Here is a 17,954-nt window from a genome sequence, read left to right on the forward strand (position 1 = left end):
GCGCTCGTACCGACAGCCGCGCGGCACAGGCACCATCGCCAGTGTCAGTGGCCCTCGTTAGGGTCAATGCGTGTCAGAACCGTGCCCGCAACGCCTCGATCCGAGTCCGGCGATCCCCGTCTACGAGCAGCAGGAGCGGCTCGGCGACCTGTGGACCGCCGTGCCGGAGCCTGCCCGCAGGCGCTACCGCCCGCGCCGCGCGTTCTGGCGTCACCGGGCGCTCCGGGCCGGGGCCGTGTTCACGCTGCTCGCGCTCTGCGGCCTGGTGATCCTCGCGCTCGTCCGTGACCAGACCGGCACCCAGGGCTTCCTGGTCGGCCTCGGTCTGGCCGTCCTGCCGGTGCCGCTCCTCATGGCCGCCTTCCGCTGGCTGGACCGGGTCGAGCCGGGCCCCTGGGCGAATCTGTGGTTCTCGTTCGCGTGGGGCGCCTGTGCGGCCGCCCTCGTCGCGATCATCGCGAACTCCTTCGCGACCGAGTGGCTGGCCACCGCCACCGCCGACCCGGCGAGCGCGGAATCCCTGGGTGCCACGGTCATAGCGCCGGTCGTCGAGGAGAGCGCCAAGGCCACGGCGATCTTGCTGATCTTCCTTTTCCGCAGACGGGACTTCACGGGTCTGGTCGACGGTGTCGTGGTCGCGGGCTTCACCGCCACCGGCTTCGCGTTCACCGAGAACATCCTGTATCTCGGCAGCGCGTTCGGTGAGGACCAGAACATGGGCAGCTCCGGCTTCGCCTCCGTCACGGCCGCGACGTTCTTCGTACGGGTCGTCATGTCGCCGTTCGCGCACCCGCTGTTCACCGTACTGGCGGGCATCGGCTTCGGCCTGGCGGCGATGGCGTCCCGGCGCCACCGGATCCGCCGGTTCGTCTTCCCGCTGCTCGGCCTGGCCCTGTCGATGGGCATGCACGCGCTGTGGAACGGCTCGTCGGCGCTCTTCGGCCCGTACGGCTTCTACGTGGTGTACGCGGCGTTCATGGTCCCGCTCTTCGCCCTGCTGACCTGGCTGGCGATATGGACCCGGCAGCGCGAGCTGCGCACGATCTCGGCCGAGCTCCCCGCGTACGCCGAGGCGGGCTGGCTGACCCCGGCCGCGCCCCAGGCGCTCTCCTCGATGCGGGCCCGCACCATGGCCCGCCATTTCGCGGGCCGTACGTTCGGATCGGGGGCGGCGAGATCGGTCGGGGAGTACGAGGCGTTCGCGACGTCCCTGGCGTTCCTGCGCCACCGGGCCCACCGCGACCCGGTGGGCCCGGACTTCATCGAGCGCGAGCGGGAACTGCTGCACCACCTGTGGCAGCGCAAGGACATAGCGGGGCCCGCGCTGACGTTCGCGGCGCGGGCGACCGGCCGGGTGCGGGTGCCGCCGCCGTACGTCGACTACGACGGCTACAACCCGTACCGGCAGTACTGACTCCTGCGTATACGGCAGTACTGAGTCCCGCCGGCCCGGCAGATTCAGTACTGAGCCCCGCCGGCCCCGCAGCACCTGTCCCCGCCGACCTCGCGGCACCGAGCCTGCCGGGCATCCGCAGGACTCGGTGCTTTCGTCAGTCGGAGGCGGCGGTCAACTCTGCCACTTCCCCGGCCGTCAGCTTCAGTTCGGCCGCCGCCAGCAGCGCGGGCAGTTGCGCGGCCGACCGGGCGGACGCGATCGGCGCGACGACGGTCGGCTGCGCCGCCAGCCAGGCGAGTGCGACGCTCGCGAGTTCGGCGCCGTGCGCCTCGGCGACCCGGTCGAGCGCGGCGAGCACCCGTACACCCCGGTCGCTCTCCAGATACTTCGTGGCGCCCTCGGCCCGCGGGCTGTCCACAGCCGTCCCCGGCCGGTACTTGCCAGTCAGAAAGCCCGAGGCGAGCCCGAAGTACGGGACGGCGGAGAGCCCCTGAGCGGCCACGGTGTCCTGGAGCGCGCCCTCGTAGGTGTCGCGGGAGACCAGGTTGTAGTGCGGCTGAAGCGCCACATAGCGGGCCAGCCCCTCCCGCTCAGAGAAGGCGAGCGAGGCGTTCAGCCGCTCCGGGCTGATGTTGGAGGCGGCGATCGCGCGGATCTTGCCGTCCTTCACCAACTGGTCGAGAGCGGTGATGATCTCCTCGACGGGCACGGTCTCATCGTCGAAGTGCGTGTAGTAGAGGTCGATGTAGTCCGTACCCAACCGGGTCAGCGACGCCTCGGCGGCGGCCTTGATCGTGGCCGCTGAGAGCCCCTTGTACTGCGGGTGGGCGCCGCCCTTCGTCGCGATGACCACGTCCGAACGATTGCCGCGAGCGGCGAGCCATTTGCCGATGACCGTCTCGGACTCACCGCCCTCGTGCCCCGGGACCCAGTAGGTATACGCATCCGCGGTGTCGACGAAGTTCCCGCCGGCGGCGGCGTAACCATCGAGTACGGCGAAGGACTCCGCCTCGTCCGCGGTCCAGCCGAAGACGTTGCCGCCGAGGTTGAGGGGGAAGACCTGGAGGTCGGACGTACCGAGCGTACGCAGTTCAGTCATGCGTCAATTCAACGCGGACGAGGATCGTCCCATTCCGTGGAGCGCGGGCGCGTGCGCCGATCGTGATCCCCTGAGCGGAGGCGTGTGAGCCGGTCGTGTCCGGTGCGGAGCAGCGCGCTACGGACATGACTGTGGCGAGAGGTCAGTGGTCTCGGCGGCGTTTCGTCATCGCCACCAGCGTCGCTTGGTGATCGAGACCTTGACCTGTTCGCCCTGGACCGAAATGACAGTCTGCCAACTGCCGTGGGCGTCGAGGGCGTGGTCCACGGTGCCGGCGGAGAACGCCTCGTCAGCCATCAAAGCGCCCTGCGAGGCCGCTTCCGGGTCGCGGGCCGGCAGATCGGTGATGCGCGCTCCATCACGACTCCCTGAGCCTCCTGGATGGATCGAACCCGCACGCTTGATTCACCAACGGCCACCGTGTAGCTGCTCATCGCGCTCACGCTGCCGTTGCTCCGCTCTGCATCGATCCGGCCCTCCCACCAACCGGACCATCGAGTCGGGATGGCAGTGGCATGCTCGGGTGAACCGACAGAGGGGGAAATCGTGGACGCCTTGACCGTCGCCAACGACGTGGTGCCGTACGTCACTGCCGCCGTCGCCGCCTACGGGACGGCCGTGGTCACCCGGACCAGCGAAACGGCCGTCGACGCGACGGTGTCTCTGGGCCAGCGCATCGCGCAACGGCTGTGGAGCCGGGAGGAGAACCGGGATGGGCTGGAGCAGGCCATCGAGGAGGTGGCAGAGGATCCGCAGGACGCCGACGCCCAGGCGGCCCTGCGTGTCCAGGTGCGCCGCATCCTGCGGCAGGACGCCGAGCTGGCCACGGAACTGGCCCGGCTCCTGCCCACCCGCACCTTCACCGCCTCGGGTGATGGCGCCGTCGCGGTCGAGACGAACAGCGGTGTCATCAGCACCGGCGACGGCGCCACCATCCAGCGGTGAGCGAGAGGCCCCATGTCGAGGCCTCCGGCGAGCGGGCGGTGGCCGTCGGCACCAACAGCGGAATCGTCTCTACCGGCGCCCACGCCACGATCGACGCCCGCACGGTCCACCTGCCGGCCGACGCCGTCCGGCAGCCGGCTGAAGTGCAGGCCCCTCGGGGGACGAGCAACCTGCCCGCGTCGGCCAACCCCGACTTCGTCGACCGCGTCGAACCGCTGGCCCGCCTGGAGGCCGTACTGGGTGTGGACTGCCCGACGTTGCCGCCGGTCGTGCACGGCCTGGGCGGGACAGGCAAGAGCGCCTTGGCTCTCCAGGTCGCACACCGGCACCGGCACCGGTTCAACCCGGTGTGGTGGGTTACCGCAGACTCCGCCTCCAGCCTCACTCACGGGCTCGCCGACCTTGCCACCCGGCTCGCCCCCCACCAGCACCTGGCCACCGCGACCAGCGCCGAGCGCGCGGAGTGGGCCCTGAGCTGGCTGCGGACTCACCAGGACTGGCTCCTCGTGCTGGATGATGCCGCCTCCCCGCATGACCTGACCCCTGTGCTGGGCATGACCACGGGGCGGCACATCATCACCAGCCGGCGGACCACCGGCTGGCGCCGCTCGGCCCAGCCTCTGCCGCTGGACACCCTGCCATCCGACGCCGCGGTGGAACTGCTCATGCGCATCATCGAACCGGACGGGCCCGACGACGAGCGGGTCCTTGCCTGCCTTGCCGATGAACTGGGGCATCTCCCCCTGGCCCTGGAACAGGCCGCCGCCTACATCGAGTCCACTGCCATCAGCCCGGCCACCTACCTCGACCGTCTCCGTCGCTACCCGGGCCGTATGTTCGCCGCCGGAGCAAGCGGTCATGAGGCCGACAACCAGCGCACCATCGCCCGGATCTGGCAACTGTCTCTCCAAGCGATCACCGCTCAGCAGCCGTTGGCCGGGGATCTGCTGCGGCTGTTCGCCTGGCTCGCTCCCGCTCCGGTGCCGCGCGACATCCTCGAAGGCCTTCACGAGGGCCTGGGAGAAGACCCGTTCGCCGTCGACGAGGCCCTGGCTCTCCTCCACGGGTACAGCATGATCACCCTGACCCGGAGGACCGTACAAGTCCACCGCCTGGTCCAGGGCGTGGCCCGCGTCGCAGACCCTGCCGACCCCCATCGCACCGTCCAGGCCATCACGTCCGCCCGCGAACGAGCCACCCTGCTGCTGGAGCAGGTACTGCCGGAGAACCCGCTGTTCAACGTCCCCGGTTGGCCACGGTGGCGCGAGCTCCTGCCGCACCTGCTGGCCCTGACCGACCGGACTCCGGCGCAGGAGGAGGACCTGCACACCGCCGGCCTGCTCGTGGCCGCCTCCGGATACCTTCAGGGCGACGGTCACACCAGCACGGCCATAGCCTGTGCTCAGCGCGCGGTGGACATCTGCACCCGGCTCCAGGGCTCTGACCATTCGGCCACCTTCGCCGCCCGCAGCTTCCTCGCCAGCGCCCACCGGGCCGCCGGTGACCTTGAGACAGCCACCCCTCTGCACCAGCGGAACCTGGCCGACCACGAGCGCGTTCACGGCTCCGATCACCCCGACACCCTCGTCGCCCGCGCCAATCTCGCCTACCTCTATGCCCTGCGAGGCGAGCCGGCGCGAGCGCGGGACCTGCACCAGCAGAACCTGACGGACATGTGGCGCCTGCACGGCCCCGACCACCCGCACACCATCAACGCCCGTGCCAACCTGGCCGGCTGCTACCGCGACATGGGCGACCTGGAAACGGCCATCGACCTCCACCGCATCGCCGTTACCGACTACGAACGGGTTCACGGGCCAGACCACTCCGAGACCGTCACCGCCCGCAGCAACCTCGCCTACGCCCACAAGCTCGCGGGCGACGTTGATGCGGCCATCGCCCTCTTCGAGAGGGTGCTTGCCGACCGCGAACGCCTCTACGGCCCCGACCACCCCCTGACCGAACTCGCCCACCAGTTCCTCGAAGACACCCGCAAGGCCCGCGACCATGAATAGGCGGACGGAAACGCGGCTCCGGTAGGACGTGCCCGGCCGCTCCGGCCCGACGCTCGAAGTTCCGGGCTCGGGGCTGCCGGAGGCGCGTTTTCAGGGCGCCGAAATCGTCCCGTACCGGACAGCGAATCGTCGCGTGAGCTTCGGAATTCGGGTCGCGAGCCGCTTTTTCAAGGATGGGGTGGTGAGGTTTACCCCCACCCTCCCACCCCTCTTTCCGGACGCCCCCGAAATGCCGCGACAGAGCCCCAACACGAGCCCCCGGCCAGCCAATATGACTTTCGGTGACCGGTTCGCCACACGTCTCGTGAGCCGGTAGCGTGCGGCGCATCAGAACGTAAAGCGGCCCCCGCAGGTGATCCGACACCACGCGGAGGCCTCACCAACAAGACCGAAATAGGCGATCCCATGGCTTCTCAGCAGCTTATCCCCGCCCCGCTCCCGTCCGGCCATCCTCCCGCCCGGCCGGGCTACGGAAAACGGCTCGCGCCCGGCCAATCCCCCCGCACGGCTGACGACTTCGCACACCTGCCCAGACGGGAAGCGGCCATCGCCGGGTACATCGACCGGCTGCCCGAGGGCGCCGACATCTCCGTGAAGACGCTCGCCAAGCAGCTCGCCGACTACGGCCAGTGCGCCCTGCGGACCGCGCTCAACGAGCTGTCCCGCGCCGGGCATCTGCGGCGTCACCGCGAAGCGGTCATCGGGGCGAACGGGCAGCAGCGGTGGATCTGGCGTACGCACTGGTCGCGCGCCGCCCGCGACAACTCCTGGTGGAACGCCTTCACTTCGGGGTCCAGCATCCCCGCACAACCCGGCATCCCCCCAAAACCCGGCGTCTCCGCAGAACCCTCAGGTTCCGAGGAACGTGAGGAGCCCGAAGGCCCCGAGCGCACCTCGGCATTGGCCCGTACGGTCGCGTACGACATCCTCGCCCGGCTCGGCCGCGTCGATCCCCGGCTCACCCTGTCCGAGCCCGAATGCCGGGCGCTGACGGCGGAAGCCGGGCTCTGGCTGGAACGGGGTGCCGGGCAGGCTCAACTCGTACAGGCGCTCACCGCCGGGCTGCCGCCCGTCGTGGCCGTGCCGTACCGGTTCGTACGGGCACGGCTCCGCGACAAGCTGCCGCCCGAACTGCCGCGCCCGCGCCGGGTGATGGAGTGCACCGACTGCGGCGTCCCCGGCGAGCCGTCGCAGCTCCCGGACGGCCTGTGCCGTGCCTGCCGGGGTGAGATGCCGCCCGCCGCGCCCCCGGGAGCCGTGCCGCCCGAGCGCATCCGCGCCCGGGTCGACGAACTGCGTACCGCCATGCGCCCCGATGCCGATGCCGGGGCGGCAGCCGGAACCGTCAGGGATTGATGCCGTTGCCGCGCAGCCAGCTCATCGGGTCGATGCCCGAGCCGCCCGGCGTGTGGACTTCGAGGTGCAGGTGCGCGCCGGTCACGTTGCCGGTCGCGCCGACCCGGCCGATGACCTCGCCGCCGGTGACCTTCTGGCCGACGCTCACGGTCATCGAGGACTGGTGGGCGTACCAGACCTCCGTACCGTCATCCAGCTCCAGGACCGTGCGGTAGCCGTACGAGCCCGACCAGCCGGCGGACTTGATGGTGCCGCTGTGCACGGCCTTGACGGGCGTACCCGTCGGGGCGGCGAAGTCCAGGCCGGTGTGCTGGCCGGAGGACCACAGGGAACCGGCCTCACCGTAGGTGGAGGTGAGCGTGTACGAGGAGGTGGGGAGGGAGTAGCTGGCGGCCAGCTTGGCGAGGCGCTCCGCCTCCGCCTTGGCCTTGGCTTCCGCCTCGGCCTTCTTCTTCGCCGCCTCGATCTTCTTCTCGGCGTCGGTCTGCCGCGCCTTGGCCTGCGAGGCGGCCTTCTCGGCCGCCGCCGTCTCCGTGGCCGCCTTCTGCGCGGCGTCGGCGGCGCCCTGCTGCTGCTCCGCCTGCTGGAGGATGCGGGCGCGGAGGGCCTCGCCCGCGTTGGCGCCCTGTTCGCTGTCCGTTTCCGTGAGACCGGCGGAGGTGAGCGGGGCGCTGGCCAGGACGTCAGTCCCGGAGTCGTCCGATGCCAGGGAGCCCATACCGGGCAGCGACTTGGCGTCCGGGAGGTTGTCCGCGACCACATCGGGCAGGGATATGGAGACCGCGGGCTTGTCCTGCGCGGTGGCGATGCCGCCCGCGCCGACGGCGGCGATGACGCCGACACCGAGGACCGTGGAGCTGCGGGCCAGCCCGTTGTTGCGCTTGGCGGCCACGCGGTGTCTGCCGCGTACGGGGCGGATGGTCTCCTCGGTGGGATTCCATTCTCCCCAGCCCGGTTCCGGCTGCTCCTTGCCGTAGGAGAGAGTTTCGAAGGGGGCTGCCGGGGCAGGCTTGTTGGACGCCACGGGGGCGCGCTCCTTTCCTTCCTTCTCGCCTACCGGGTTAGCTGACGGGTTCGGAGCAGGAAGGTCTCCTACGGGCGCTTCTGCCGCACGGAGGCAGCAAAGAACGTCCGATTCACCCCAATTGGTGGTTCCCCGGTTCCCTTGCGGAATTCGGCGCTGCGCACGGTGCCATCTCTGGCGACGGCTGGGACGACCGCGCTGCGTTATCGAACGTTAATAGAGAGCAGGGCCTTATTCCAAGCTGTTCCTGATGATCGTTAACAACTTCGCAACGGACACACCAGGGCACAAGCGCGCGCAACGGGGCGAGTTGACAGCAATTCGGGGTCACAGTCAATTCTGACGGTCCGTCAATTGCTATGCGGAGGGGCATCTGTTGACTACCCACGGTGGCGAACCCGGTGAAGGCATCGTGAAGGGCTCCATGAAGGCTCCACGAGCACCCGCCGACGGGCTCTGACGGGCCGGGCAGGCCCTGCGGCCCGACGGACCGGGCCGGACGGGCAGGACTGGGCCGGACGGGCCCCTCGGGCCCCGGCAGCCCCCCGACGGACCGGGCGGACCCCAGGGACACCGTCACGGAACGACCGGCGTGCTCCTGCGCCGTTCCGGCTCCCCCTCCACCGGCCGGCTGACCGCCAGCAGCGCCATGTCGTCCTGGCTCCCGCCGCCCGTATGCATCCGTACGTCGTCGATCAGCGCCTGGAGCAGTTCGTCGGGCCCCGGGAAGGTCCGCCCGTCGAGCCGTTCGCGGGGAAGGTAGAAAACCCCCCGGTCGTCGCGCGCCTCGGTGAGCCCGTCCGTGTAGAACAGCAGCGTCGCGCCGGCGGGATACGCGGACTGCTCGGCGCGGTCCGGCCACGAGCCCAGCTCGCTCATCCCCAGCGGCAGCGCGGGGTCGCTGGGCACCAGCATCCGTACGGTTCCGTCGCCGCACATCAGCAGCGGCTCGGGATGCCCCCGGTTGACCAGCCGCACCACACCCTCACCGTGCGGGATCTCGGCGAGCACGGCCGTCGTGAACCCCTCGAAGGAGTCGAGCCCGCCCGGCCGCGTACCCTCCCGCGTCAGGGCACGCTCCAGCCGCTGCGCGACCCCCTCCAGCGAGCTCTCCTGCTCGGCGGCCTCCCGGAACGACCCGATGATCACCGCCACCGCTTCGACCGCGTCGAGCCCCTTCCCCCGTACGTCCCCGACCACCAGACGCACCCCGTACCGCGTGTCCTGTACGGCGAACAGGTCACCGCCGATGTACGCCCCCTCCTGCGCCGCCTCGTACCGCGCCGCGACACGCAGCCCGCCGATCCGCTCGGCGGGTCGGGGCAGCACGGCGCGCTGCGCGGTCTCGGCGATGATGCGGGCGGAGGCGAGCCGTTCACCGCTGCGGCGCACGACTGCGTTGATGTACAGCGCGAGGACGGAGACGACCACCACCGTCAGCAGTTCGCTGGTCGCCTCGACCGTGAGCAGCGATTCGCTGCGTAGACGCAGCGCCAGCTCGGCGATCAGCGAGGCGAGGGCGACCAGGGACGTGCCGAACATCGAGTAGAACGGGGCGGCGACCAGCGGGGCCGCGGCGAAGAGGGGGCCGGAGGTGACGCGCGTCGGCGTCGTGATGTCGAAGAGCACCCCGACCGCGATGACCAGGGCGGGCAGATAGCGCACCAGCCGGCGTCCGGTACGGGCACCCGGGCCGGTCCGCCCGGGGCGACCGCCCACCACCCGCGGGGCATCGCCGACCACCCAGAAGCCCCGCCCGTCACCGGCCCAGAGGGCGTCCTGAGCCGCCCGGCGACGCCTGCCGCCGATGCGCTCCGTGAACTTTGTGAGCTTCGTCTGCTTGCCCACCAGTGGTCTCCTGCCCGGTCGCCCGCGGCGACGGACCGTACGGCGCCCCGCCTACCCAGGCTGGCCGCTGTCGGGCCGGGCGGCGACTCGCCGTCCGCCGAGTGGGCTACACGTCCGAGGGGTGGACCATGTGGACGTACATGACGAGGGACGGCGAAGGGAAGGGGAGGCAAGCACGACGAAGGCCCGGATCCTCAAGGATCCGGGCCTTCGTTTTCTTCCAGTAGCGGGGACAGGATTTGAACCTGCGACCTCTGGGTTATGAGCCCAGCGAGCTACCGAGCTGCTCCACCCCGCGCCGTTGAATGCAACTCTACGCCATCTGGAGCAAGATCAAAACCACCTGCCCCACGGAACGAATCAGGCCGCCTCGACCACATCGGCCCGCACCGCCGCGGCCCACTCGACCAGAAGCCGCTGGTAACGCTCCTGCTCAGCGGGGGAGAGCGCGCTGCCGGCCCGCCCCCAGAGGGCGCGGATCTCCGAATTGACGACAGCGGCGGACCGAACGGAACCACGGGCACCGGAAGAATCGGGCGAGGAAGCGAACATAAGACCCAGGCTACGGCCAGCCACTGACAATCGGCAGAGCGTGTCCCCCTACGCTTGGACCGGTGATCGAAACCATCGTGTTCGACGTCGGGGAGACCCTCGTCCGCGACGACCGTTACTGGGCCTCCTGGGCCGATTGGCTGGGGATCCCCCGCCACACCATTTCCGCTCTCGTCGGCGCCGCCACCGTCCAGAACCGGGACAACGCCGACGCCCTCCGCCTGATCAAGCCCGGCATGGACGTCGGCGAGGCCTACCGGGCCAGAGAGGCGGCCGGGCGTGGCGAACACCTCGACGAGTCCGACCTCTATCCCGACGTCCGGCCCGCCCTCGCCGGCCTCCGGGCGCTCGGCCTGCGCGTCGTCATCGCGGGCAACCAGACCGTCAAGGCCGGTGAACTGCTGCGCGGCCTCGATCTGCCCGCCGACCTCGTCGCCACCTCCGGCGAGTGGGGCGTCGCCAAGCCGTCCCCGGAGTTCTTCGCCCATGTCATCCAGGCGGCGCGGACCACACCGGAGCGGACCGTGTACGTGGGCGACCATCCCGCGTACGACCTGTTCCCCGCCCGCGAGGCGGGCCTGCGCACGATCCATCTGCGGCGGGGGCCCTGGGGCTACCTGTGGGCGGACGACCCGGATGTGGTCGAAGCGGCGGACTGGCGGATCGACAAACTGACGCAGCTCGCGTCGATCGCCGCGGACTGGACGGCGACGAGCGCGGATGTGACGGGCGCGGATGTGACGGGCAGGGTCGGAGCGGACGCGGACCTACAGGCCGAGGAGGCGGGCGTACGGGACGAGGCCATACAGGACTGAGACGTACAGGGCTGAGACGTACAGGGCTGAGACGTACGGGACTCAGGCGTACAGGGCTGAGACGTACGGGACTCAGACGTACGGGAGGCAGACGTACGGGAGGCAGGTACGCCACCGCGGCATACGCGGCTGATCGCCATCGGGGCCGGGCACAGGGGGCTGGGGAGCCCTGGGGGGGGACCCGACAGGACCCAACGGGACCGGACACGGGACCCGACACGGGACCCGACCGAACGCGCGCCCACCTGCGGCCACTCACACCCCGCCCCTCCCTCACACCACCCCGTATTCATGCGCGGGACCGCCCTGCCACTCCACCCAGTTCGGGTCGTCCAGCAGATCCCAGGCATCGGGCAGCCCGGCCAGGCGCAGGAACTCGATCAGATGGTCGTCGCTGTGCGCGAGCCCCATGATCCGGCCACGGACGGTGACTCGCCGCCCGCCCGTCCCGGACGCCCGGTGCACGACGATCGGTACATCACTCATACGCTCAAGCGTGCGACGATCCCGCCCGGTCCGCAGCCTCTGGTACGTGTCTGTTCTCCCAACGGTTCGCTTCGGGCACCCCCGCCTCGCCACCTCACCGCTGGGCGCCCGCGCCCGGCAGGCCCTCGTCCGTGAAGGGAAGCGCGTCCAGGTCACCGTCGAACTTCCCCACGCCCAGAGCCATCAGCTCCGCCTGATCGGACAGCGGGCCGTTACCGTCCGTGCCGGGCAGCGCCTGCTCGGTCCAGATGCATTTGCCGGTCGACGTGTAGCGGGTGCCCCACCGCTGGGAGAGCGCGGTGACGAGTTGCAGACCGCGCCCGCCCTCGTCCGTCTCCAGCGCACGGCGTATGCGCGGCGTGGTGAGGCTGCCGTCGGAGACCTCGCAGACCAGGTCGGCGCTGTGCAGCAGCCGTAGCCGTACCGGGCCCTTCGCGTGGCGCACGACGTTCCCGACCAGCTCGCTGGCCAGCAGTTCCGTGGTCGTCGCCAGGTCGTCCAGGCCCCAGGTGGAGAGCTGCTCCCGGACGTGCCTGCGCGCCTCGCCGGCGGCCTGCGGGTTCTCGGGGAGCGGCCAGGAGGCCATCTGGTCGGCGGTCAGCGCGTGGAGGCGGGCGACGAGGAGGGCGGCGTCGTCGGTGGTCTGCTGCTCGGCGGGAAGCAGACCGGCGGTGAGGGAGTCGCAGAGCAGCCCCAAGTCCCCACCGCTTTCTCCGTGTTCACGCTCCCCTCCCTCGTTGTCGTCATCTCCGCCGTCGCCGACGGCGGTACGCAGCAGCCGAGCGAGGTCCGCCATGCCCACGTCGATCTCGCGCGTGGCCGACTCGACCAGACCGTCGGTGTACATCACGAGGAGGCTCTCCTCGGGCACCTCCAACTCGACTGTTTCGAACGGTGGTTCCGCCGCGCCCAGCGGCGGGTCCGGGACCAGGTCCGGGAAGTACACCGTGCCGTCGGGATGGACCACGGCCGGTGGCGGATGCCCGGCGCGCGCGACGGCGCAGACGCCGGTGGTGGAGTCGTACAGCGCGTACAGGCAGGTGGCGTACGAGTCCTCTCCCAGGCCGCCGACGATCTCGTTGAGGTGGCTCATGATCTCGTCGGGAGGCAGTTCGAGGTGGGCCAGCGTGTGGACGGCGGTGCGCAGCCGCCCCATGGTCGCCGCCTCGGACAGGCCGTGCCCCATCACGTCCCCGATGACGAGCGCGACCCGGCCGGCGGAGAGCGGGATGATGTCGTACCAGTCCCCGCCCACGTCCATCCCCTGCCCGGCGGGGAGGTAGCGGGCGGCGGCCGTGCACGCGGGCACCTCGGGCAGCCCGCGCGGGAGCAGGCCGCGCTGCAACTCGCGGGAGCGGTCGTACTCGGCGTCGTAGAGCCTGGCCCGTTCCAGCGCGTGCGCGACGAGCGCGCTGATCGCCGTCAGGAGGGTGCGCTCCTCGCCGGTGAGCCGGCGCGGCCGGTCGAAGGCGATGACGCACACACCGAAGGTGTGCCCGGAGGCGGTCAGCGGCAGAAACGCCCATGCCCACTTGCCGCCCGCCGCGGGCCGGTCGGCCAGATCGGGGTAGCGCGCCGCGTACATCTCCCTGGACGAGATGAACAGCGGGGCCCCGGTCAGGATCGCCTCCCAGAGCGGGTCGGGTGCCCGGCGCAGGCGGCCGTCGAGCGTTTCGAGGAATTCGGGCGGGTAGCCGACGGCCCCGACGTTGTACGCGCGGTCGCCCTCGATGGCCTGCACCACCAGACCGGCGGCGCCGAACGGCGGCAGCACGCGCCGGGCGACCGCGTCCACCACGTCCCGTGAGGTCGTCGCCACGGCGAGCGCCTCGGTCAGCTCCGCGATCCGGGTGGAGCGCTCGGAATCGGCCCGCTCGGCGGCGGCCCGCTCGGCCTCGTGCCGCCGCCGCTCCGTGACGTCGGTGAAGTAGAGGATGACGCCGTCGGGCACGGGAACGAACCGCAGGTGGTAGCGGCGCCCGGTGTCGGGCATCCCCACGTCGAAGCCGACGGGGGCGTCCGCGGCGGCCGCCTCCCGGCAGCGGGCCTCCAGGTCCGGAACCTGCCGTACGGAGGGCAGCTCCCACAGGACGCGGCCGAACAGCTCCTCCTCGGAGGAGCCCAGCATGCGCTCGGCCTCCAGGTTGACGAACGTGATCCGCCAGTGGTCGTCCACCGAGAGGAAGGCGTCGCTCATGTGCCGCAGGGCACGGCTGAGCGCGTCGCGGGCGGAGCGGGACTCATTGCTGTCCCACCCCATACCGACCATCCTGAGCGGCTCGCCCTTGTCGTCGAGCACCACCTTGCCGCGCGCCTGCGTCCAGCCGTACGTACCGTCCAGGCGCCGCACCCGGTACTCGGCCTCGAACAGGCTCCGGTCACGGATCGCCCGCTGCGCGGCGGCCAGCGTCCACGCCAGGTCGTCGGGGTGGACGATCTTCATCCAGCTCGCGATCACGGGCACGAAGTCGGCGGGTTCGGTGCCGTAGAGCGCCATGGCGTCCTCGTCCCAGTCCAGCGCGCCGGTCTGGATGTTCCAGTCCCACGAGCCGACCTGGACCTCTTTCAGCGCCTGCCGCAGCCGACCGCCGCCGAACTCCTTCTGGGGCGGCGCGGTGGGCGGCGGCGCCTGACTCATCCGCTCCTCGGCCCAGCTGACCACGGCCCGCAGGAAGCCCCACTGCTCCTCGGTCGGCTCGCCCCGGGCGCCCATCAGTACGGTGAGGGCGCCGATCGTACGGTCCCCACTGGACACGGGCACGGACGCCAGCCCGGTCCCGGGCCACGCGACGACGGGCGGCGGGGCGGAGTCCTGCGGGAACGGGAACGGCGCCGGGTCCGTGCGCCCCTCGGGGGCAGGGCCGGTTTCGGTGCCGACGCCCGCCCCGGCCCCGTCCTCGCCCCCGGCCTCAAGGCCCACCCACACGCCACTCCCCTGCCGCACGGCGCGGGCCGGGGCCAGCGGCCCGTCCTGGTCGACGATCTCCCAGGTCCGGCTGAGCGCGGGCGGCAGCCCGGTCGCCGACACCAGACGCAGCGCGGACATGGGCCCACGCAGATGCACCATTCCCCCCAGGCCGCCCAGCTCTCCGACGGCATGCTGAAGGGCCAGCCGGAACACTTCGCTCTCCGTGACGCCCTGTTCCACTGTGTCGAGCAAAGCCAACCGTACGTTCACCATGTAATCGTACATTTCCCCCATATCTGCGGCCCCGGGCCGACTCTCGCGGGCGAGGGGGGCGGGAACGCGCCTCCGCCACACCCGGGGTCAGGTCTGGCGGTGGCGTACGTCATGACCGCGTCGGTGCACAACTCCCGAGTCAGAGGCTCCGGGCCGATGCCGGGGTTCTTCCGGCCCGCGAACTCGAACTGGTAATTCCGGCAACGTTTCCCGAAGGCGACGACCGGCACATACCCAAGACCTTCGATGATCGCGTGTACCCCTCCGGGTCGTCGACCGCGGGCGGATCAGGCTGTGGTCACGTCCTGCACGGTGATCGTGGCCGGGACCTCGTAGCCGGGAAGGGCGGCGCGTATCGCCGCGATCGCGGCTTCGAGGACAGCCTGGCGGTCAGCCGGGCCGAGATCGCCGTAAATCGGCTCACCCGGCTCGATGCCGATCTTCACCACAGCCTTGTACTTGTCCGGGTCCGAGCCGGAGTACGGACGGAGTTCGGCGCTGACAGGAGTGGACATGATGATCTCCTTGTTGTTCCGGTAAGCCGTCGATGCGTTGTGGACCGCGATGTCGCCCAGATCGCGGATCACCGTGCCGGTCGTGCTGGTACACCGGAGCCGGGAGAGGCAGAGGGCGGTGGCTGAGGCCCTGGCGTGCCGGACGAAACCTTTCAGTTCGCATTGGCGTGCGCGACCGATTTTCGTCAGCACAGGTGGGCTGAGGACGACCGCGGCCTCGATCGGTGGACGCAACCGCAGGGGCACCACGGAGGTACTGAAGGCACGCTCTGCCCGGCAGCAGGCTCAAGCGCGCGGCGGCTGTCCCCCGGACGATGTCACTCCATGACAGAGCTGGACCAAAGAGTCAGCCTGCGATGTGCGCTGCCTGCTCGCGCCATGTGGCGTACGGCGGCCACCTCGGCCTGGCCGATGCGGACGGCTCCGGGAAGGGCGGCCTTGGTCCGCTCAGGGTCCAGCCCCAACACCCGCGCGATGTAGGGCCACCAGTGGCCGGGAGTCCACTCTCCCTCCATCCAGCGTCGCGCGTGCTGGCGCTGCAGGCGCCGGGGATCACCGCTTTCTGCCAGGCCGAGGGCGCGTGCCAACTCGGAAGGGCCCTGCCCTGTCTCAACGAAGTTGGTCGCCCACGCGCTGCTGACCTGCATGGACTGGATTGGGTGAGACACGCGGACTGAGTTCGTTGAAACGATCTCGTCCGCGCCTGCCGTCGGCAATCTCTCAAACCTGGGGTGGTCGGGGCTGCGCACCTTCTGCGAGAACGAGTGTCAGCAGTCCAGGAAACCGCGCGTCAAACTCGGGCCGGCGAAGCCGGTTGAGCCTGCGTGATCCCTTGTCCACCTGCTCCAGGAGTCCGGCGGCACGTAGTACCGCGAAGTGGTGGCTTGCCGTTGCCTTTGAGACCGGCAGGTCGAATGTTCCGCATGCCCAAGTGAAGTCCGGTTCACCGGCGCATTTGCGCAGGATCGAGCGCCGCACCGGGTCAGAGAGAGCATCGAGTGCGGCCTGCAGGCTCACCTCTTCCAGGTCGGCGTGGACCAGGTTCCTGACGCGCCGCGCGACCGGCTCGGCCATGGCGGATCCTTCCTCGACTTGACATGTTCGATCCTCATCGTACAGTCATAAGTGTTCGATCCGTATCTAACTCAGTGGGGCGTGCCATGTCAGCGCCGATCAACAGCGGACCGCAGGTGGCGGTGGTCACCGGAGCCAGCCGGGGAGCCGGCAAGGGAATTGCCCTCGCCCTCGGACAGTCGGGCGCGACCGTCTACGTGACCGGACGCAGCCGGCAATCCTCCGACTCGCCCTACGGCGGCACAGTCGCGGAGACCGCTGCGCTCATCGACGAAGCCGGCGGCAGAGGCGTCGCGGTGGCCGTCGACCACGCCGACGATGAAGCCGTGGCGGAACTGTTCGCCCGGGTAGAACGCGATCACGGCCGACTCGACATCCTGGTCAACAACGCGGCCCAGGTGCTCAACGCCCCGCCCCCTGGGAGGTTCTGGGAACAGCCGCTGGAAGCAGCCGATCTCATCACGGTCGGCCTGCGATCGCACTACGTCGCAAGCTTCCACGCCGCACCCCTGCTGATCGCCAATGGCCGAGGACTGATCGTCAACACAGGTCACTACGGTGCTGTGGCCTACCACCTGGGCCCCGCTTACGGCGCCCAGAAGGCAGGCGCCGACAAGATGGCGGCCGACATGGCCAAGGATCTGCGCCCCCACAACGTTGCCGCCGTCTCGATCTGGATGGGCGGCCTGGACACCGAGCGCGCACGCGCGCACTTCGCAACACTGCCCGCTGAAGCCCGGCCCACCAACAGGCGCGAATCCACGCAGTTCACCGGCCAGGTGATCTCGGCCCTCTACACGGCCGACGATCTCATGCAACTCTCCGGCAGGGCGCTGATCGGCGCTGAACTGGGAGCACACCTCGGTATCACCGACATCGACGGCAGCACCCCACCCTCCCTGCGCTACGCCCTGGGCGGACCACCCGAACTCCACCCCAGCCTGAGCTGACACCGCTCGACTGCCTCCCGGCAGGGAGCATCCGGCAGACCGGAACTGACGGTGTGCGGCGGACGAAGCAGTCCGGGGCGTGGCGACGCTCCCAGTCGTCGCCGCCCAGTACCAGCCCGGGAAGTGACTCTCGCCGCGCGACCAGCGAATCGGGTACCGGACCTACCTTCTCGAACCGACTCGTCCCGCAGTCCCGCAGCGGACGCCGACGGCGTCCATGTACGACATCTCTACGGACGGGTCCGCCGGTTCCACCCCGACTGGTACAGCCATCCAGCACTCGGCCGCGCGACTGGGTTCGCTGAGGCAGAAGCCCGAACGACTCGGTTCATTGAGAAGCGACTCGATTGGGTGAGACAGGACAGGCCCCAGCCCCGTTCCTGGCACGCCGTCCGTTGACCGGCCCGCTGGAGATGGCCCTGGGCTGGATCCGGGCGCTCGGCACGGCTGCCGGATCCGCCATGGTCGGGTTCCTGGTCCACGCCAAGTACCCGGCCGCCCAAGCAGATGACGACAAGGTCGACAAGAGGGACGGGCACCACCTTGAGTACCACGCCATGGTGATCCACAACAGAAGGATTGTGGCGAAGGTTGTAGGCGTGGCCCAATACCACCACCGAACCGAGGACGGAAAATACACAGTTCCCCGGAAAGAATAGATCGGAACCATCACAGCGTACTGTCAAGGCGTGAACAAA

17 protein-coding genes, 1 tRNA gene and 1 riboswitch are annotated in these 17,954 nt (G+C 70.2%); of the genes, 7 read left to right on the plus strand and 11 right to left on the minus strand.

Annotated elements, in window-relative coordinates; translation table 11 throughout:
• Nucleotides 1–70: 70 nt before the first annotated feature.
• Nucleotides 71–1,414, plus strand: coding sequence for a PrsW family intramembrane metalloprotease (locus ACIQD6_RS33965; RefSeq protein ID WP_401890291.1), 1,344 nt, complete (start codon nucleotides 71–73; stop codon nucleotides 1,412–1,414).
• A 136-nt stretch (nucleotides 1,415–1,550) separates the two neighbouring features.
• On the opposite strand, the gene ACIQD6_RS33970 is transcribed toward ACIQD6_RS33965, so the two are convergent.
• Both ACIQD6_RS33970 and ACIQD6_RS33975 read right to left on the minus strand, forming a co-directional pair.
• A complete protein-coding gene (locus tag ACIQD6_RS33970; protein ID WP_401890293.1) occupies nucleotides 1,551–2,495 on the minus strand; it encodes an aldo/keto reductase in 945 nt (314 codons plus the stop codon).
• Nucleotides 2,496–2,660: 165 nt separating this feature from the next.
• Complete coding sequence (locus ACIQD6_RS33975; RefSeq protein ID WP_401890295.1) at nucleotides 2,661–2,792, minus strand: hypothetical protein; 132 nt, start codon at nucleotides 2,790–2,792, stop codon at nucleotides 2,661–2,663.
• A gap of 249 nt (nucleotides 2,793–3,041) precedes the next feature.
• Here ACIQD6_RS33975 and ACIQD6_RS33980 point away from each other — a divergent pair, with 249 nt between their 5' ends.
• The 3 genes from ACIQD6_RS33980 to ACIQD6_RS33990 all read left to right on the plus strand — a co-directional run bounded on the left by ACIQD6_RS33980 (nucleotide 3,042) and on the right by ACIQD6_RS33990 (nucleotide 6,811).
• A complete protein-coding gene (locus ACIQD6_RS33980; RefSeq protein WP_401890297.1) occupies nucleotides 3,042–3,440 on the plus strand; it encodes a hypothetical protein in 399 nt (132 codons plus the stop codon).
• On the plus strand, nucleotides 3,437–5,455 hold the full coding sequence (locus tag ACIQD6_RS33985) for a tetratricopeptide repeat protein (RefSeq protein WP_401890300.1): 2,019 nt from the start codon (nucleotides 3,437–3,439) through the stop codon (nucleotides 5,453–5,455). The genes ACIQD6_RS33980 and ACIQD6_RS33985 overlap by 4 nt, the downstream gene beginning before the upstream one ends.
• Nucleotides 5,456–5,860: 405 nt before the next feature.
• On the plus strand, nucleotides 5,861–6,811 hold the full coding sequence (locus ACIQD6_RS33990; RefSeq protein WP_401890302.1) for a hypothetical protein: 951 nt from the start codon (nucleotides 5,861–5,863) through the stop codon (nucleotides 6,809–6,811).
• Here the strand turns inward: ACIQD6_RS33990 and ACIQD6_RS33995 are convergent.
• From ACIQD6_RS33995 to ACIQD6_RS34010, 4 genes are all read right to left on the minus strand, one after another.
• Nucleotides 6,801–7,835, minus strand: a complete 1,035-nt coding sequence (locus ACIQD6_RS33995; RefSeq protein WP_401890304.1) for a M23 family metallopeptidase — start codon at nucleotides 7,833–7,835, stop codon at nucleotides 6,801–6,803. The genes ACIQD6_RS33990 and ACIQD6_RS33995 overlap by 11 nt on opposite strands.
• Nucleotides 7,836–7,846: 11 nt before the next feature.
• A riboswitch (cyclic di-AMP (ydaO/yuaA leader) is annotated at nucleotides 7,847–8,001 on the minus strand.
• Between the two features lie 410 nt (nucleotides 8,002–8,411).
• Nucleotides 8,412–9,578 (minus strand): PP2C family protein-serine/threonine phosphatase, encoded by a 1,167-nt coding sequence (locus ACIQD6_RS34000; RefSeq protein WP_401890459.1) that lies wholly within the window; start codon nucleotides 9,576–9,578, stop codon nucleotides 8,412–8,414.
• A 329-nt stretch (nucleotides 9,579–9,907) separates the two neighbouring features.
• Nucleotides 9,908–9,981: transfer RNA gene (locus ACIQD6_RS34005), tRNA-Met, on the minus strand.
• A 62-nt stretch (nucleotides 9,982–10,043) separates the two neighbouring features.
• Nucleotides 10,044–10,235 (minus strand): hypothetical protein, encoded by a 192-nt coding sequence (locus ACIQD6_RS34010; RefSeq protein WP_401890306.1) that lies wholly within the window; start codon nucleotides 10,233–10,235, stop codon nucleotides 10,044–10,046.
• Nucleotides 10,236–10,300: 65 nt separating this feature from the next.
• Between ACIQD6_RS34010 and ACIQD6_RS34015 the strand changes: the two genes are divergently transcribed.
• Nucleotides 10,301–11,050, plus strand: coding sequence for an HAD family hydrolase (locus ACIQD6_RS34015; protein WP_401890462.1), 750 nt, complete (start codon nucleotides 10,301–10,303; stop codon nucleotides 11,048–11,050).
• 273 nt (nucleotides 11,051–11,323) lie between these two features.
• On the opposite strand, the gene ACIQD6_RS34020 is transcribed toward ACIQD6_RS34015, so the two are convergent.
• The 5 genes from ACIQD6_RS34020 to ACIQD6_RS34040 form a co-directional block, all read right to left on the minus strand.
• Nucleotides 11,324–11,536 (minus strand): hypothetical protein, encoded by a 213-nt coding sequence (locus tag ACIQD6_RS34020; protein ID WP_401890309.1) that lies wholly within the window; start codon nucleotides 11,534–11,536, stop codon nucleotides 11,324–11,326.
• Between the two features lie 94 nt (nucleotides 11,537–11,630).
• Nucleotides 11,631–14,714, minus strand: coding sequence for a SpoIIE family protein phosphatase (locus tag ACIQD6_RS34025; RefSeq protein WP_401890464.1), 3,084 nt, complete (start codon nucleotides 14,712–14,714; stop codon nucleotides 11,631–11,633).
• Nucleotides 14,715–15,004: 290 nt separating this feature from the next.
• Nucleotides 15,005–15,481, minus strand: a complete 477-nt coding sequence (locus ACIQD6_RS34030; RefSeq protein ID WP_401890311.1) for a hypothetical protein — start codon at nucleotides 15,479–15,481, stop codon at nucleotides 15,005–15,007.
• A 68-nt stretch (nucleotides 15,482–15,549) separates the two neighbouring features.
• A complete protein-coding gene (locus ACIQD6_RS34035; protein ID WP_401890314.1) occupies nucleotides 15,550–15,879 on the minus strand; it encodes a hypothetical protein in 330 nt (109 codons plus the stop codon).
• Nucleotides 15,880–15,952: 73 nt separating this feature from the next.
• Nucleotides 15,953–16,306, minus strand: coding sequence for an ArsR/SmtB family transcription factor (locus tag ACIQD6_RS34040; protein ID WP_383022449.1), 354 nt, complete (start codon nucleotides 16,304–16,306; stop codon nucleotides 15,953–15,955).
• A gap of 86 nt (nucleotides 16,307–16,392) precedes the next feature.
• Between ACIQD6_RS34040 and ACIQD6_RS34045 the strand changes: the two genes are divergently transcribed.
• Both ACIQD6_RS34045 and ACIQD6_RS34050 read left to right on the plus strand, forming a co-directional pair.
• Nucleotides 16,393–17,256, plus strand: a complete 864-nt coding sequence (locus ACIQD6_RS34045) for an SDR family NAD(P)-dependent oxidoreductase (protein WP_401890317.1) — start codon at nucleotides 16,393–16,395, stop codon at nucleotides 17,254–17,256.
• Nucleotides 17,257–17,603: 347 nt separating this feature from the next.
• A complete protein-coding gene (locus ACIQD6_RS34050) occupies nucleotides 17,604–17,915 on the plus strand; it encodes a hypothetical protein (RefSeq protein ID WP_401890319.1) in 312 nt (103 codons plus the stop codon).
• Nucleotides 17,916–17,954 lie beyond the last annotated feature (39 nt).

It is taken from the genome of Streptomyces sp. NPDC088400 (genome assembly GCF_044753355.1).
GTDB lineage: Bacteria > Actinomycetota > Actinomycetes > Streptomycetales > Streptomycetaceae > Streptomyces.

What these genes read in the sequence shown, in the direction of transcription:
- ACIQD6_RS34010 (WP_401890306.1), bottom strand. Translation starts at nt 10,235, where the DNA reads ATGTTCGCTTCCTCGCCCGATTCTTCCGGTGCCCGTGGTTCCGTTCGG.
- ACIQD6_RS33975 (WP_401890295.1), bottom strand. Translation starts at nt 2,792, where the DNA reads ATGGCTGACGAGGCGTTCTCCGCCGGCACCGTGGACCACGCCCTCGAC.
- ACIQD6_RS34035 (WP_401890314.1), bottom strand. Translation starts at nt 15,879, where the DNA reads ATGCAGGTCAGCAGCGCGTGGGCGACCAACTTCGTTGAGACAGGGCAG.
- ACIQD6_RS33990 (WP_401890302.1), top strand. Translation starts at nt 5,861, where the DNA reads ATGGCTTCTCAGCAGCTTATCCCCGCCCCGCTCCCGTCCGGCCATCCT.
- ACIQD6_RS34040 (WP_383022449.1), bottom strand. Translation starts at nt 16,306, where the DNA reads ATGGCCGAGCCGGTCGCGCGGCGCGTCAGGAACCTGGTCCACGCCGAC.
- ACIQD6_RS33970 (WP_401890293.1), bottom strand. Translation starts at nt 2,495, where the DNA reads ATGACTGAACTGCGTACGCTCGGTACGTCCGACCTCCAGGTCTTCCCC.
- ACIQD6_RS34045 (WP_401890317.1), top strand. Translation starts at nt 16,393, where the DNA reads ATGTCAGCGCCGATCAACAGCGGACCGCAGGTGGCGGTGGTCACCGGA.
- ACIQD6_RS34020 (WP_401890309.1), bottom strand. Translation starts at nt 11,536, where the DNA reads ATGAGTGATGTACCGATCGTCGTGCACCGGGCGTCCGGGACGGGCGGG.